Below are 13,197 nucleotides of genomic sequence, written 5' to 3'. Positions count from 1 at the left end.
CCTATATTTTGTTTCAATAAAAATAAGAAAAATGCATAGAATTTTAAAATTTTCTTAAATAAGACTTGTTTTTGTCTGGAAATGATGTATAATAATACATAATCTAAAGAAGGAGATTTGCTCATGAAAAAATCTAAATGGTTGGCTATTACTGGTTTGGTTGCAGCATCAGCGCTATTCTTAGCTGCTTGTGGCAAGTCAAGCACCAGCTCGGCAAAGACATATTCTTATGTCTATAATACAGATCCAGATACATTGGATTATGTAAACTCCAATCGCTCCTCCACTTCTGACGTTATTGCCAATTTGGTCGACGGTCTTTTAGAAAATGATCAATATGGGAATCTTATCCCTTCATTGGCTGAAGACTGGACTGTGTCTAAAGATGGCCTAACTTATACTTATAAGTTGCGTAAGGACGCTAAATGGTACACAGCAGAAGGTGAAGAATATGCTGCTGTCAAGGCACAAGACTTTGTAACAGGGCTCAAGCACGCTGCAGATGAAAAATCAGAAGCATTACCAATCGTGCAAAACTCTATCAAGGGATTAGATGCTTATATCAAAGGGGAAAGCAATGATTTTTCTACTGTAGGTGTCAAGGCAATCGACGATTATACAGTCCAATACACCCTGAATCAGCCAGAAAGCTACTGGAATTCTAAGACAACGATGGGCATTCTCTTCCCAATTAACGAAGAATTTCTGAAGAAAGAAGGCAAGGACTTTGGTACCGTGAAACCTTCCGGTATCCTCTACAATGGTCCATATGTATTAAAGTCATTTACTTCTAAGTCTGTTATCGAATATTCTAAAAACCAAAACTATTGGGACAAGGATAATGTGAAGATCGAAGATGTCAAGCTGACTTACTATGATGGTTCTGACCAGGAGTCATTGATCCGTAACTTTACTGATGGTGCTTACACACAAGCTCGTCTCTATCCAACTAGCTCAAACTATGCATCAGTAGAAAAGAAATATAAAGACAACATCATCTTTACTCCACAAAACTCAACTAGCTATTTCTATGCCTTTAACTTGAATCGTCAGGCTTATGGCCACACTTCTAAGACAGATGCCCAAAAAGCTGCCAGCAAAGAAGCAATTCAAAATAAGGACTTCCGCCAAGCAATCAACTTTGCTTTTGACCGTAAATCCTTTGGTGCCCAGATGAATGGTAATGAAGGAGCAACGAAGATCATCAGAAGCCTGCTTGTACCTCCTAGTTTTGTGCAAGTAGATGGCAAGGATTTCTCGGATGTCGTTGAATCACAACTGGCTTCTTATGGGGATGAGTGGCAAGGTGTCAAATTAGCTGATGCTCAAGACAGCATTTACAACCCAGATAAGGCCAAGGCAGAATTTGCTAAAGCAAAAGAAGCTTTACAAGCGCAGGGAGTTGAATTCCCAATTCATCTAGATGTACCAGTTGACCAAACTGATAAAATCATGGTGCAGCGGACCAATTCTTTCAAACAATCTGTTGAGGCAGCTCTAGGTCAAGAAAACGTTGTGATTGACGTGCATCAAATGTCATCAGACGATTTTGATAACTCTACTTACTTCGCAGAAACAGCTGCTCAAAAGGACTATGACCTCAATATGTCTGGTTGGTCAGCAGACTACCAAGATCCAGTGACTTATCTGAATATCTTTAACCCAGAAACAGGGGATATCTTGGACAATATTGGTCTGACAAAAGGTCAAAACCAAGATCTTGCTTCTAAGGTTGGTTTAACGGACTACAAAGCGCTTTTGGATCAGGCAGACGCAGAAAAGCAAGATACCAATGCTCGCTATACGAAATATGCAGCAGCGCAGGCTTGGTTAACAGATAGTTCTATTGTGATCCCATCTATTTCTGCAGGTGCTTCACCAATGGTTCAAAAGGTCGTACCATTTACCAAAGCCTACTCTTATGTAGGTATCAAGGGTGATGTCTATGTATTTAAGGGAATGGAGCTTCAAGATAAAGTTCTGACAGTAGCTGATTATCAAAAAGCTTTGAAAAAATGGGAAAAAGAAAAAGAAGAATCAAATAAAAAAGCTCAAGAAGAGTTAGCAAGTCACGTTAAGTAACAGAAAAGGTATGACGATTGTCATACCTTTTTAAAGTATAAAATCCTACATTTCGTTTATTTTTTTGAACTGTTGAGTTTCTCCTTAAGGAGAAATAAGAAAAGGTCCGATTGTTTCGGACCTTTCATTGTTTATTTTGGTGCGATGACTTCTAAGCCACCCATGTAAGGACGTAGGACTTCAGGAATGGTCACAGAACCATCTTCATTTTGGTAATTTTCCAAGATAGCAGCGACTGTGCGTCCGACAGCCAGTCCAGACCCGTTGAGAGTGTGGAGGAGTTTGACCTTGCCATCTGCTTCGTCACGGTAGCGGATTTGGGCACGACGAGCTTGGAAATCTTCTGTGTTAGAGCAGCTAGAGATTTCACGGTAGGTGTTCTGAGCTGGGATCCAGACTTCCAAGTCGTAGGTTTTAGCAGCTGAGAAGCCCATGTCGCCAGTAGAAAGGGCAACAACGCGGTAAGGCAGATTGAGCTTTTGCAGGATGTTTTCTGCATTGGCAGTCATCTTTTCCAGCTCTTCATAAGATTCTTCTGGCTTGGCAAATTTTACCATTTCAACCTTGTGGAATTGGTGCAGGCGGATGAGACCACGTGTGTCACGACCAGCAGAACCAGCTTCAGAGCGGAATGATGGGCTCATAGCTGTGAAGTAGATTGGCAAGTCTTTGCCGTCTAGAATTTCGTCTCGATAGTAGTTGGTCAGTGGAACTTCAGCAGTCGGAATGAGCACGAAGTTAGTGTCGCTCAGTTCAAACGTATCTTCTTTGAACTTAGGATATTGCCCGGTACCAAACATAGAGTCATGGTTGACCATATAGGGAGTGATGACTTCTGTATAACCTTCTTTGCCATGCTCATCCAGCATGAAGTTGTAGATAGCGCGCTCCAAACGAGCTCCCAAGCCCTTGTAGAAGAGGAAACGGGCTCCCGTAACTTTTGCTCCACGCTCCCAGTCCAGGATATCCAAATCTTCACCCAAATCCCAGTGAGCCTTAGCTTCAAAGTCAAATTGGCGCGGTGTACCCCAGCGACGGACCTCTACATTGTCATCCTCGTCTGCCCCGACTGGCACGCTATCGTGCGGAATGTTTGGCAGGGTTGTGGTGAACTCGGTCAATTTAGCATCCAATTCAGCTAAAGTAGCATCCAAATCCTTGACTTCAGCAGATAGTTTTTGCATGGCTGCAATCTTGTCATCTGCATTTTCTTTGTTGCGCTTAGCTTGGGCAATCTCTGCAGAAACGGTGTTGCGTTCGGCTTTGAGATTTTCTACTTTCACCAGCAAATCACGTCTTTGCTCATCAATTTCCTTCATTTGATTGAGCACATCAGCTGCTACGCCACGGGTAGCTAATTTCTCTGCGACAGCATCAAAGTCTGTCCGAATACGTTTTAAATCTAACATAAAACCTCCAAAAAATAAAAGCACACCGAGGAAACTGTTGGAGCGGCTAGGCCGCGGTTCCATCCAACTTCACAGGTGTGCACTTGATTATGTATGTAGTTGTCTTACAACGGTAGAATTTCACACTAAACTCCTATCTGCTCGCAGCACCCGCAGACTTTCTGAAAGAAGACGTAGTCTTACTTATCCGTTTCCTAAATTATACAGGATTTTCTATTTTTTTGCAAATAGATTTTTAATGAATTGGCCAATTGTTTGAATCAAAGTAGGCAATTTGACGACTTTCTCGTTCCCGATATGTTGCCGTGCAATTTTGAGAATCTTTCCAGTGTCCTTGGAGGCAAAGAGAAACTTGCCCTTATCTGTAAACACTTCAAAATGGCGACTGACATTTTTCCCAGAGACATTGGCACCGATCTGCTGGATGCTAGACCAAGGCAGCTGGATATAGTCTTCTACATTGGCATCAGCGTAGAATTCCAGTGCGACATCACCGACCAAAAACTTCCCAACCTTGCCACCCAAACCCAGATAGGAAACTCCTGTCGTTTGAAAGTCAATCGATTTATTTTGCGATTGTGCCATAGAACATCTCCCTTTTAAATACTATAGCTATTATACCACAATAAAAAGAAGGCCGAAACCTTCTTTTTAATTACATCAAACCAATAAGACGGGCAACGATACCAACAACGAAAAGTCCGATGATGATTGTGATTGGAGAAACTTTCTTCTTAAGCAACCACATGCATAGGAAGGTAAGGAGAAGTCCCATCAAACCTGGAATCAAAGAGTTAATTTGTCCTTGAAGGGTATTTGCTTTTTCAGGAGTCAAGCTCAATCCACCTGCAACATCACCTAAGATTTTTTGAAGTTGCTCACCAGTTACGGCACCTTTAGGGAAGTTGATGTAAGCTCCCTCAGAGAGTTTTGTAGATGGCAATTGAAGCGCAAAGCTAACGTTTACCCAGCGTGCTACCAATACAGCTAAGATAAACATACCAAGGATTGAAGCACCTTTAGTGATGTCTTGGAGGATACCACCAGACATGTCTTTAGTGATTTCAGAACCAGCCTTGTAACCCAATTCTTGAGTGTACCACAAGAAGGCCATACGGATCGCATTCCAAAGAACGAAGAAGAGAAGTGGACCGATGATATTTCCTGACATAGCAAGAGAAGCACCGAGCGCTCCAAGGATAGGGCGAACTGTAAACCAGAAGACTGGGTCACCGATACCAGCCAAAGGTCCCATCATACCGATTTTAACCCCTTGGATAGCTGCATCGTCAATTTCTGCACCATTTGCTTTTTCTTCTTCAAGGGCAAGTGTCACACCGATGATTGGAGCAGCAACGTATGGGTGAGTATTGAAGAATTCCAAGTGACGCTCAAGAGCAGCAGCTTGATCTTCTTTTTTAGTGTAAAGTTTCTTGAGAGCTGGAATTAAAGAATAAGCCCAACCCAAGTTTTGCATACGTTCATAGTTCCAAGAACCTTGCAAGAAAGTAGAACGCCACCAAACTTTTTGACGGTCTGATTTAGATAATTGAATTTTTTCAGTCATGATATAGCAGCTCCTTTCTTAGTAGTCTTCTAGGATATCGCCGATTGGGTCGTTAGATGTAGCAGAACCGCCACCACCGTTTCCGCCTTTCTTAGAAAGGTTGAGGTAGATAAGGGCGATTGCTACACCGATAGCACCGAGGGCAATCAAAGTCAATTGGCTAACAGCTGCAAGAGCAAAACCGATAGCAAAGAATGGCCATACTTCGCGAGTTGCCATCATGTTGATAACCATAGCGTAACCAACGGCAACAACCATTCCCCCGCCGACAGCCATACCGCCTGCCAACCAATCAGGCATCATAGCAAGCAATTTTTGCACTGCTTCTGCAGGGATAGCAAGAAGAAGGGCTGCAGGAATAGCGATACGAAGTCCTTGAAGAAGGAGAGCTACAAAGTGCGCACGTTCAACGCTAGCAAAATCACCTTTTTTAGCAGCAGAGTCTGCAGCGTGAACCAAGGCAACAGAGATAGTACGCACGATCATAGTCAGGAAGAGACCAGCTACGGCAAGAGGAATCGCGATTGTAGTTGCAACTGTGATACCTTTATCAGTGAAGTCTCCACCTTGAACCATGATGATAGCAGCAGCAACTGAAGCCAAGGCAGCATCAGGAGCAACGGCAGCACCGATGTTAGCCCAACCAAGAGCGATCATTTGAAGAGATCCGCCAAGGATAACACCAGCAGTTAAGTTACCGGTTACAAGACCGATCAAGGTACATGCAACCAGCGGTTGGTGGAATTGGAATTGGTCCAAGATACCTTCAAGACCAGCTAGGAAGGCAACAAAGACTACTAAAACCATAGAAATAATAGACATGTTTTAAATCCTTTCATAATAATATGAGAGCGAAACGTTTCAGATTATTGAACGTTGGCTTTGTTAATTAAGTCAAACAAATCTTTCTTAGAGTCATTTGGTACTTTACGTACGTCGAATTCAACTCCGAGATCACGCAATTTTTCGTAAGTTGCCACATCGTCCTTGTCCATTGACAGAACGTTGTTGACCATTGTCTTACCAGTTGAGTGAGCCATTGAGCCGACGTTGAGAGTCTTGATTGGCACACCGCCTTCGATAGCGCGTAGGGCATCTTGTGGAGTTTCAAATAAGATGAGAGCGTGCGTATTACCGAAACGTGGATCTTTTGAAACAGCAATCAGCTTATCAATTGGAACAACGTTTGCTTTAACATTACCAGGTGCAGCTTGTTTGATGAGTTCTTTACGAAGTTCATCTTTAGCTACTGAGTCAGAAGCAACGATGATACGGTCTGCTTTTGAATCTGGAGTCCAAGCTGTTGCAACTTGTCCATGCAACAAACGAGTATCGATACGAGCAAGGTTGATTTTGAGCTTGCCGTCTCCGATAACAGTTCCTTCTGGGATAGCTGATTGAGCAACTGGTGCAGCAGCAGGAGCAGCGCTTTCTAGGACTGGATTCAGCTCTTCAGGCAGAGCTTTGACGCCTTCCTTAGCTTCCTTGATGATATTTGCAACGACAGCATCTACGCCAGCGTTTGCATCCATCATGCGCTCTGTGTAGGCTTGAATTAGCATAGGCAGGTTCAAACCTGTAATAATCGCGAACTTGCGGTCTGGATTTTCACCCATGACACGGCTAGCTTGGTTAAATGGTGACCCACTCCAAAGGTCAGCCAAGACCAATACCTCATCGTTCGCATCAAACGAAGCCACAGCGTCATTGAATTTTGCATACAGATCATCAGGACCTTCGTTTGGCATGAAAGTTACAACTTGAACTTTTTCTTGCTCACCAAAAATCATAGAACCTGACTGATGAATGCCGGCAGCAAATTCACCGTGGCTGGCAATAATGATTCCAATACTCATTATTGTTTTTCCTCCTTATAAAATGTTTGACTTAAGTTTAAGAAAACTTTAAGGCTAACTATTATTATAAAACGTTTTCATGAAAAATGCAAGTACCTGAATCGAAGCGGCAATCATTTTCAAATTCTATTTCCCTTGGGAAACGCTGTTATATCAGTCTTTTTTGATCTTTTCTTCTCACTAAATAATTAGATGAAGATTAGATTATCAATGTAACTAGGTTAATATATGAAAGTTGTTGAAAATTTCTATGAAAATGCTTATCTACTAGATTGATAGAAAGCAAATTTATATAGGAAGAATTTATAGCTGAATCTCAAGAAGTATTTTACAAATCATCTATTTTCTGCTATAATCTTTTCTAGAAAGAATTCTCATTGTCTACTTTTTAGCGAGTTCGGGATAGTGTGAGCCGGATAGGGAAGCAGTGCAGATGGCGCTTTCGGTTAACATTTTAAAACGTAATGAAGTAATAAATTAGGGTGGAACCGCGTCTTGACGCCCCTAGGTCGCAATAGCCTAGGACTGTCGGATGTGGTTCTTTTGCGTACTGAGTCTATTGTTCGAAGGAAAGGAGATTCGTGGAGAACCTTTATCTTGTAAAAGACAAGAACCAATTAGCAGCTTTTCGAGATTTCGTCGCAAAGAATTCCGCAAAGTTGCAGGATTATCTAACATTTTTAAAAGACGAGTTTGCGGTTTATGACTTGCCGCAAGCCATCATTTGGTCCGATTTTGATTCTGCTACGCAGATCATTCGGGAAATTCCTGTACCAGCCTATACAAATGATAGGCGGATGGTTATGACTCCCGAGTTGCCGGTTTGGAAAGATTTATATCTCCTTCAGTTGGAGAATTACGAGACCTCTCACCAAACTCGAGCAATAGAAAGCCACTATAAGTCTTTGTCAGGAAATTCCCTCTTGCAGATTGTAGGCCATGAGTTGGCTCATTGGTCAGAGCATTTTTTTGATGACTTTGATGGATACGGTGCCTATATCTGGTTTGAAGAAGGTATAGCTGAGTATATTAGTCGCAAGTATTTCTTTACAGATGAGGAATTTCAAACGGAAAAGGCTTGTAATCAGTCTCTCGTTGAGCTTTTTCAGAAAAAGCACGGTTGGCACTCATTGAATGATTTCGGCACTTCAACTTATCAAGGGAATTATGCTAGTATTTTTTACGAAGACTGGCGCAGTTTTTTGACAGTTGACAAGCTAGTAGAAAATCTAGGAAGCGTGCAAGCGGTAATTGATTCTTATCATCGGTGGGCAAGCACAGATAAAACATTTCCCTTGTTGGATTGGTTCATAGAACAGAAAATAATAGACAAAGAAATATAAACAAATTAAGGAGTAACAAATGTCTAAAAAATTAACATTTCACCTCGCCAAAGTCAATTACGAACCTAAAGGTTCGATTGACTAACGACAACCGCTATGGGCGGTTTGTCTAGGCGATGTACTAGCTTTTCAAAAGGGAAATAATCGCTCCCTTTTGAACGCTTCGCAAGAACCTCAAGAAACTAAAGGAGTAAAAAATGTCTAAGAAGTTAACGTTTCAAGAAATAATTTTGACTTTACAGCAGTTCTGGAATGATCAGGGCTGTATGCTCATGCAGGCTTATGATAATGAGAAGGGGGCGGGAACGATGAGTCCCTATACCTTCCTGCGGGCTATTGGGCCAGAGCCTTGGAATGCGGCCTATGTAGAGCCGTCTCGCCGACCAGCAGATGGTCGTTATGGGGAAAATCCGAACCGTCTTTACCAGCACCATCAATTTCAAGTGGTTATGAAACCTTCTCCAAGCAATATCCAAGAACTTTATTTGCAGTCTTTGGAGCTCTTGGGTATCAATCCACTAGAGCACGATATCCGATTTGTCGAGGATAACTGGGAAAATCCGTCAACTGGCTCGGCTGGTTTGGGTTGGGAAGTCTGGCTGGATGGTATGGAAATCACTCAGTTCACTTACTTCCAGCAGGTCGGAGGGCTACCAACTCACCCGGTGACCGCTGAGGTGACTTATGGTCTGGAGCGTCTGGCTTCTTATATCCAAGAAGTGGACTCAGTCTATGACATTGAGTGGGCAGATGGTGTTAAGTACGGTGAAATTTTCACGCATCCTGAGTATGAACATTCTAAATATAGCTTTGAGGTCAGCGACCAAGACTTGCTCTTGGGGAATTTTGAGAAGTTTGAAGCGGAAGCCAAGCGCTGTCTAGACGAGCATCTGGTGCACCCGGCCTATGACTACGTTCTCAAATGTTCGCATACCTTTAACCTCTTGGATGCGCGTGGAGCTGTATCTGTGACAGAGCGGGCTGGCTATATCGCACGTATTCGTAATCTGGCGCGTGTCGTGGCCAAGACTTTTGTGGCGGAGCGTAAACGTCTGGGCTATCCGCTTTTGGATGCAGAGACGCGCGAGAAACTCTTGGCAGAGGAGGGAGAATAATCATGGTAAAAAATTTATTAGTTGAATTAGGCTTGGAGGAAATGCCAGCCTATGTCGTAACTCCGAGCATGAAGCAGCTGCGCGACAAGATGGGAGCCTTTCTGACAGACCATCGTCTGACTTTTGAGAAAATTGAAATGTTCTCAACGCCTCGTCGTTTGGCGGTGCGCGTGGTTGGCTTGGCGGACAAGCAGTCCGACTTAACAGAAGATTTTAAAGGCCCTTCTAAGAAAATTGCTCTGGATGCTGATGGGAACTTTACAAAGGCTGCCGAAGGCTTTGTCCGTGGCAAGGGCTTGATGGTTGAGGACATTACTTTCCGCGAAATCAAGGGCGAAGAATATGTCTATGTGACCAAGGAAGAAGTCGGTCGCCCGGTAGAGGAAATCATCCCAGCAGTGACGGAAGTTCTGCAAGCTTTGACTTTCCCTGTCAGCATGCACTGGGCCAACAACACCTTTGAATACATCCGCCCGGTCCACACCTTAACTGTACTCTTAGATGAGCAGGCCTTTGACTTGGATTTCTTGGACATCAAGAGCGGTCGTACTAGTCGTGGACATCGCTTTTTGGGGCAAGAAACAGAGATTGCTTCAGCGAATTCCTATGAAGATGACCTGCGGAATCAGTTTGTCATTGCCAATCCTCTTGAGCGGGAAAATATGATTGTCGAGCAGATTCGAGCACTTGAAGAGGAGCACGGGGTTTCTATCGAGATTGACGAAGACCTGCTCAATGAAGTCTTGAATCTGGTCGAATATCCAACTGCTTTCTTGGGTAATTTTGATGCTAAATACTTAGAAGTACCTGAGGAAGTCTTGGTAACTTCCATGAAAGAGCACCAGCGTTACTTTGTTGTGCGCGATGCTGAAGGCAAGCTTTTGCCACACTTTATCTCTGTCCGCAACGGAAATGCAGAGCATCTGGAAAATGTCATCAAGGGAAATGAGAAGGTCTTGGTGGCTCGTCTGGAAGACGGGGAATTCTTCTGGCGCGAAGACCAAAAGCTGGCTATTGCTGACTTGGTTGAAAAGCTGAGCAATGTGACCTTCCACGAAAAGATTGGCTCTCTAGCAGAGCACATGGAGCGGACTGGTAAGATTGCGGCTCTCTTGGCGCAAGAAGCAGGATTGGATGCGGATGAGACAGCCGACTTGGCTCGTGCAGCGGCAATTTATAAGTTTGATTTGCTGACTGGCATGGTTGGTGAGTTTGATGAGCTGCAAGGTATCATGGGCGAGAAGTATGCTCTGCTGGCTGGTGAGAATGCTGCGGTAGCAGCTGCTATTCGGGAGCACTATATGCCGACATCAGCTGATGGTGAATTGCCTGACACCAAGGTCGGAGCGGTATTGGCGCTGGCTGATAAGCTGGATACCATTCTGTCCTTCTTCTCTGTTGGCTTGATTCCGAGCGGTTCTAATGACCCTTATGCGCTGCGCCGTGCGACTCAGGGTGTTGTGCGTATCTTGGACAAGTTTGGCTGGAACATTGACTTGGATCAGCTTCTTAGTCGACTTTACGAACTGAAGTTTGATAGTCTAAGTTATGACAATCAAGAGGCTGTGCTGGACTTCTTCCGTGCCCGTGTTGAGAAGATGATGGATCGCAGTATTCCGAAAGACATCGTGACAGCTGTTCTTCAAAGCACTCACTTCGTTGTACGCGATTTGGTAGAAACAGCTGCGCTTCTAGCAGAAAAAGCTCAAGAAGATAACTTCAAGTCAGCGGTGGAAAGCCTATCTCGAGTCTTTAATCTAGCTGAGAAAGCCCAAGGGCAGACAGCTGTCAATCCAGCTCTATTTGAAAATCAAGAGGAAAAAGACTTGGCTGCAGCTATTGAAAAAGTGGAGTTGACGGCTGACTTAGTTGCTAGTTTGGACCAACTCTTTGCCCTCAGTCCAGTTATTGATGCTTTCTTTGACCATACCATGGTCATGGCAGAAGATGAGGCTGTACGCAATAACCGCCTAGCTCTTCTGGCTTCTTTGACGGCTAAAGCTGGACAACTTGCGCAGTTTAATCAGATTAATACCAAATAAAAGGTAAGAGGGGGAGAATCATGGATCCTAAAAAAATTGAACGTATCAACGAACTGGCTAAAAAGAAAAAAACGGAAGGCTTAACGGCTGAGGAAAAAGTGGAACAAGCCAAGCTTCGTGAAGAGTATATCGAAGGCTACCGTCGGTCTGTTCGCCATCATATTGAAGGCATCAAGATTGTCGACGAGGAAGGCAATGATGTGACACCTGAAAAATTGCGTCAAGTTCAACGCGAGAAAGGTCTTCATGGCCGCAGTCTGGATGACCCAAATTCATAAAAACAAGAAAAAGAGAGAGTGGGACAGACATCCATGACGGCATAGCCGTCACCCACAGAAACACGAAAATAAAGACAAAAGCCCTCATTTAGAAGTATAATCTAAGTGAGGGCTTTGTGGTTGATAATTTCTTGAATATCACTTTCGCGGGACAAACTAATCCACTCTACCGACGAGTACCCCAAAATATCGCCTTGAGCATGAGTATAAAAATACGACAACGTTATCGGTAGACAAGCTCTCTGACTTTATAAATGGAGGGAATCACAATGGATGTTCTCTATCAATCTTGTGCAGGTATGGATGTCCATCAAGCTACTCTTGTGGTTTGTATTCTACATGGGTCGCTCACTTCTACTCGTCCAAAGCGTGAAATGGCTCAGTTTGATACAACGACAAAAGGATTAAAAGCCTGTCATGATTTTCTCAGTCAATTTCATGTAGAAGCCGTCGGCATGGAAAGCACAGGAGTTTACTGGAGACCTGTCTGGCATGAACTCTGTGATGACTTTGAACACATCCTAGCACAACCTGCTCATATGAAAGCTATTCCAGGTCAAAAAACAGATAAGAAAGATGCTCACTGGATTGCCCAATTAACACGAATCGGTCTGCTCCCTCGCAGTTTCGTTCCTGATGAAACCATTCAAGAATTGAGAGAGTTAACACGACAACGGAAACACTATGTAGAGAGCCGTAATCGTGAGACCAATCGGATCCATAAAATCCTCCAATCAGGAGGTATTAAGCTGACAACCTACATAGAAGATATCATGGGGGCTTCTGGTCGAAACTTACTGCAACTGCTTATTGATGAGACGCCCCTTACCCCAAGAATGATCCATCAATCTGTTTATACCAGTTTGAAAAGAAAAGTTCCCCAACTCCTTGAGGCACTTGATGGGTATTTTTCCGCTCATCATCGTTTTATGTTAGGTCAGTCCTTGGAGATTTACGATTTTTATCAAAAAGAAATCGATTGTTTGGAAGAGCGTATGAACGGCTATCTAAATCTCTATGAGAGACCAGTGGAAATCCTAGATTCTATTCCTGGTATTGATCTCATTACAGCCTCTGTGATCATAGCGGAAATTGGGGTAGACATGAGCCAGTTTCCAACAGCTGGACATCTCGCTTCCTGGGCTGGTTTGTGTCCTGGAAATAATGAAAGTGCCGGTAAAAAGAGGAGCACAAAAATCAGACATGGCAATTCCTATTTAAAAAGGTGTCTCTGTCAAACAGTTTTTGCTGCAAAAAAACAAAAAGGAAGTCCACTAGCAGAGCGTTATTACCAGATTCAAAGCAGGAGAGGACCGCAAAAAGCAACTATTGCACTCGCACATCAACTTCTTAAAATAGCTTATATCCTTTTGAAAGAAAATCTTACTTATCAGGAGTTTGTGCTACAAAAAAGGCTACTAGAGACGAGCCAGTAGCCTAATACAATTTTTTCACTTTCATTATATCACAAGGGGGGGTCTTTTTGCGCTCTTTTGAGTTTTCGT

At 43.3% G+C, this 13,197-nt stretch carries 11 protein-coding genes; 6 read left to right on the top strand and 5 right to left on the bottom strand.

What is annotated here, in order from left to right; translation table 11 throughout:
- Positions 1-123: 123 nt before the first annotated feature.
- A complete protein-coding gene (locus tag RWS39_RS03975; protein WP_314480708.1) occupies positions 124-2,082 on the top strand; it encodes a peptide ABC transporter substrate-binding protein in 1,959 nt (652 codons plus the stop codon).
- A gap of 131 nt (positions 2,083-2,213) precedes the next feature.
- Here the strand turns inward: RWS39_RS03975 and serS are convergent, their stop codons facing one another.
- The 5 genes from serS to RWS39_RS03950 all read right to left on the bottom strand — a co-directional run bounded on the left by serS (position 2,214) and on the right by RWS39_RS03950 (position 6,914).
- On the bottom strand, positions 2,214-3,491 hold the full coding sequence (gene serS, locus RWS39_RS03970; protein ID WP_125371095.1) for a serine--tRNA ligase: 1,278 nt from the start codon (positions 3,489-3,491) through the stop codon (positions 2,214-2,216).
- Positions 3,492-3,704: 213 nt separating this feature from the next.
- Positions 3,705-4,076 carry a DUF956 family protein gene (locus RWS39_RS03965; RefSeq protein WP_314480703.1) on the bottom strand — a complete coding sequence of 124 codons (372 nt, stop codon included), beginning with the start codon at positions 4,074-4,076 and terminating at the stop codon, positions 3,705-3,707.
- 70 nt (positions 4,077-4,146) lie between these two features.
- A complete protein-coding gene (locus RWS39_RS03960; protein ID WP_314480700.1) occupies positions 4,147-5,058 on the bottom strand; it encodes a PTS system mannose/fructose/sorbose family transporter subunit IID in 912 nt (303 codons plus the stop codon).
- A gap of 18 nt (positions 5,059-5,076) precedes the next feature.
- Positions 5,077-5,880, bottom strand: coding sequence for a PTS mannose/fructose/sorbose transporter subunit IIC (locus RWS39_RS03955; protein WP_005591779.1), 804 nt, complete (start codon positions 5,878-5,880; stop codon positions 5,077-5,079).
- A gap of 44 nt (positions 5,881-5,924) precedes the next feature.
- The gene (locus tag RWS39_RS03950; RefSeq protein WP_125372481.1) at positions 5,925-6,914 is read right to left on the bottom strand and encodes a PTS sugar transporter subunit IIB; all 990 of its coding nucleotides are present in this window, start codon (positions 6,912-6,914) and stop codon (positions 5,925-5,927) included.
- Positions 6,915-7,495: 581 nt separating this feature from the next.
- On the opposite strand from RWS39_RS03950, the gene RWS39_RS03945 reads away from it, so the two are divergent.
- From RWS39_RS03945 to RWS39_RS03925, 5 genes are all read left to right on the top strand, one after another.
- Positions 7,496-8,257, top strand: coding sequence for an elongation factor Tu (locus tag RWS39_RS03945; protein ID WP_314480697.1), 762 nt, complete (start codon positions 7,496-7,498; stop codon positions 8,255-8,257).
- A gap of 197 nt (positions 8,258-8,454) precedes the next feature.
- Entirely contained in the window at positions 8,455-9,372 is a 918-nt protein-coding gene (glyQ, locus tag RWS39_RS03940) for a glycine--tRNA ligase subunit alpha (RefSeq protein ID WP_002908141.1), read from the top strand.
- A 2-nt stretch (positions 9,373-9,374) separates the two neighbouring features.
- On the top strand, positions 9,375-11,414 hold the full coding sequence (gene glyS / locus RWS39_RS03935; RefSeq protein ID WP_314480692.1) for a glycine--tRNA ligase subunit beta: 2,040 nt from the start codon (positions 9,375-9,377) through the stop codon (positions 11,412-11,414).
- Positions 11,415-11,434: 20 nt separating this feature from the next.
- Positions 11,435-11,692, top strand: coding sequence for a DUF896 family protein (locus tag RWS39_RS03930; RefSeq protein WP_062123395.1), 258 nt, complete (start codon positions 11,435-11,437; stop codon positions 11,690-11,692).
- A gap of 269 nt (positions 11,693-11,961) precedes the next feature.
- Positions 11,962-13,128, top strand: a complete 1,167-nt coding sequence (locus tag RWS39_RS03925; protein ID WP_314480687.1) for an IS110 family RNA-guided transposase — start codon at positions 11,962-11,964, stop codon at positions 13,126-13,128.
- The last annotated feature ends 69 nt before the right edge of the window (positions 13,129-13,197 follow it).

It is taken from the genome of Streptococcus cristatus (assembly GCF_963529205.1).
Taxonomy (GTDB): Bacteria; Bacillota; Bacilli; order Lactobacillales; family Streptococcaceae; genus Streptococcus; species Streptococcus cristatus_O.
This window is presented reverse-complemented; position numbering and strand designations above follow the sequence as displayed.

Excerpts from the sequence above, each read along its gene's own strand:
- RWS39_RS03960 (WP_314480700.1), bottom strand. The coding sequence starts at position 5,058 with ATGACTGAAAAAATTCAATTATCTAAATCAGACCGTCAAAAAGTTTGG.
- glyS (WP_314480692.1), top strand. The coding sequence starts at position 9,375 with ATGGTAAAAAATTTATTAGTTGAATTAGGCTTGGAGGAAATGCCAGCC.
- RWS39_RS03975 (WP_314480708.1), top strand. The coding sequence starts at position 124 with ATGAAAAAATCTAAATGGTTGGCTATTACTGGTTTGGTTGCAGCATCA.
- RWS39_RS03955 (WP_005591779.1), bottom strand. The coding sequence starts at position 5,880 with ATGTCTATTATTTCTATGGTTTTAGTAGTCTTTGTTGCCTTCCTAGCT.
- RWS39_RS03930 (WP_062123395.1), top strand. The coding sequence starts at position 11,435 with ATGGATCCTAAAAAAATTGAACGTATCAACGAACTGGCTAAAAAGAAA.
- serS (WP_125371095.1), bottom strand. The coding sequence starts at position 3,491 with ATGTTAGATTTAAAACGTATTCGGACAGACTTTGATGCTGTCGCAGAG.
- RWS39_RS03965 (WP_314480703.1), bottom strand. The coding sequence starts at position 4,076 with ATGGCACAATCGCAAAATAAATCGATTGACTTTCAAACGACAGGAGTT.
- RWS39_RS03950 (WP_125372481.1), bottom strand. The coding sequence starts at position 6,914 with ATGAGTATTGGAATCATTATTGCCAGCCACGGTGAATTTGCTGCCGGC.
- glyQ (WP_002908141.1), top strand. The coding sequence starts at position 8,455 with ATGTCTAAGAAGTTAACGTTTCAAGAAATAATTTTGACTTTACAGCAG.
- RWS39_RS03925 (WP_314480687.1), top strand. The coding sequence starts at position 11,962 with ATGGATGTTCTCTATCAATCTTGTGCAGGTATGGATGTCCATCAAGCT.